The following is a 2,117-nucleotide window of genomic DNA, read 5'->3' on the forward strand; positions in this document are numbered from 1 at the left end:
ATTTTTCTTCTTTGGTTGTTCCCGTGCGCGGGCGTCTAGGTTATAATTTTCCCCACGCGCCCGGCTGTATAGGTCGTTATACACTAATCAGCCGACAGAGATGTCGTCCGCGTAGATCGGGCTCTGGCCGTACCAGCCATGGACGTACACCGTCACCGCGCCGGACGAGCCGGTGGTGAACGGGATGGTCAGCTTGGTCCAGCCGGAGTTCGCCGTCCACGAGCTGGCCGTCGCTCCCCCGCGGACCCCGGCGTAGGCGTAGCCGCCCTGCACCCAAGCCGTCAACGTGTACGCGTGGTTCGGCGCGAGCGTCAGGTTCTGCGCCGCTTCCCCGGTCGTCGACGCGGTCGGCGACACCTGCAGCGCGTGGCTGCCGGAGTGCACCGGCGAGGACACGATCGTCCCCCCGGTCCACGGGCTCAGCGCACCGGTCTCGAAGTTGCCGTTGATGACGCTGCCGGTCGGGCTGGTTCCGTTGACCGTCAACGTATACGTGGCGGTGTGACTGCCGCCGCCCGCCACCGAACCGGTGATGGTCAGCGGGTAGACGCCCGGCTGAGTCGCGGCCGTCGTCGTGATGGACAGGTTCGCGCTCTCCCCCGCCTTGACCGTGGCCGGGCTGACCGATGCGGTCACGCCGCCCGGGGCACCGCTCACGGCAAGGGAAACCTGCTGCGCCGTACCGGAAGTCACCGCGGTGGCCACCTTCCCGGTCGCCGAGCCGCCCGGGTCGATCGAAGCCGACGCGGGGCTGGCCGTCACCGAGAAGTCGTTGCCCGGCACCGGAGTTCCGCCGGTGAACGGAGCGAACGTGTGGCTGAAGTACCACTTGTCCTGCGGGATGCCGGAGCAGGTGTCCTGTGCTCCGGTGCCCGGGCAGGTGCCGTTGTCCCGCTGCAGCGCCCAGAACGACAGCATGTTGATGCCCTTGGACACCGCCCAGTTGTAGACAGTGACCGCGTCGGCCGTGGTGAAGGTTTCGGCCGCACCGAAGTCGTCGATGCCCGGCATCTCGGTGATGCCGACCATCCCCCACAACTGGTCCTGCGACTTGTCCGGGTACAGCGAAGCCAGCTGCGACACCAGTCCGGCGGCGGCGGTCTGGGTGTCCTGCGCCATGTTGTGCGTAGCGTTGTCGTAGTAGTCGAAGGTCATCAGGTTGACCACGTCGACCTTGGCTCCGTTGGAAACCGCGTTCTGCAGAACGCCCAGCGCGCTGGTGAGACCGCTCGTGGTGGTCGGCAGCGTGTAGGAGATCTGCAGCGAGCGCCCGTTGGCCGCGGCCCAGTCCTGGACCTTCTTGATCGCCTTGTTCCGGCGGTCGACGCCGGCCGAGTTGGTCAGCGAGTTGTCCTCGATGTCCATGTCGAGGCGCGGCACGTCGTAGGTGGTGATCAGCGATTCGTACGCCGCCGCGATCTTGTCGACGTCCGTGCAGCTGTCGGCGATTTCGGTGGCGTTGTGGTCCGCGGTGTAGCCGCCGAAGGACGGGATCACGTCGCCGCCGCGCGAGCGGATGGTGCGGAAGTCCGCGCCGAACGACGAATCCGCGACCGGCAGGCTCGCGTCGCCGTTCCAGAGGACGGTGCACGAACCCGAGGAGGCGGTCTGCAGGAAGGCCATCGTCAGGTGCTTGACGCCGGCTTCCTGGGCCATCGCGGCCGGGCTCTGGCCGTTCCAGGATTCGAAGTAGGGCGCGAAAACGTGGTTGGGCAGCGGCGTCGCGGCGTGCGCCGGGGCCGCGGTGGCGACCAGCACGCCGAGCGGAGCCGCGGCGGCGGCCAGGACAGCGGACAATCGTGACAAGTGACTTCTTCGTCGCATGCGGGCTCCAGTGCCGAAAAAGGGGCCGTGCGGCGGCGGCGCACGGCCGGAACCTTCTCAGAATTGGACTGGACCAGTCACCCGTCAAGGTCTAGACCACTAATGCGGCCGAACGGCCGGGTCGGATCGTCGGGCGCCACCGGGGGCCAGTGGTCCGGTGCCGGGCACCGAGCGGCCGTCGGCCTCGTGAGTGTTTCTGCCGGTGAGAACCGGAAAAAACACCCAGCCCACAAGATCCACCCACCGGGTGCCTGGCCCGGGCCGGCGCGCCCAGCGCGAGCGGGGCGGGGACG

At 68.0% G+C, this 2,117-nt stretch carries 1 protein-coding gene; it reads right to left on the minus strand.

The genetic code is table 11. From position 1 onward, the window contains the following. Positions 1 to 87: 87 nt before the first annotated feature. Positions 88 to 1,806 (minus strand): glycosyl hydrolase family 18 protein, encoded by a 1,719-nt coding sequence (locus ACFXI3_RS45115; RefSeq protein WP_378408242.1) that lies wholly within the window; start codon positions 1,804 to 1,806, stop codon positions 88 to 90. Positions 1,807 to 2,117 lie beyond the last annotated feature (311 nt).

The sequence above is a fragment of the Amycolatopsis sp. NPDC059235 genome, from assembly GCF_042754125.1.
GTDB classification, from domain to species: domain Bacteria; phylum Actinomycetota; class Actinomycetes; order Mycobacteriales; family Pseudonocardiaceae; genus Amycolatopsis; species Amycolatopsis albidoflava.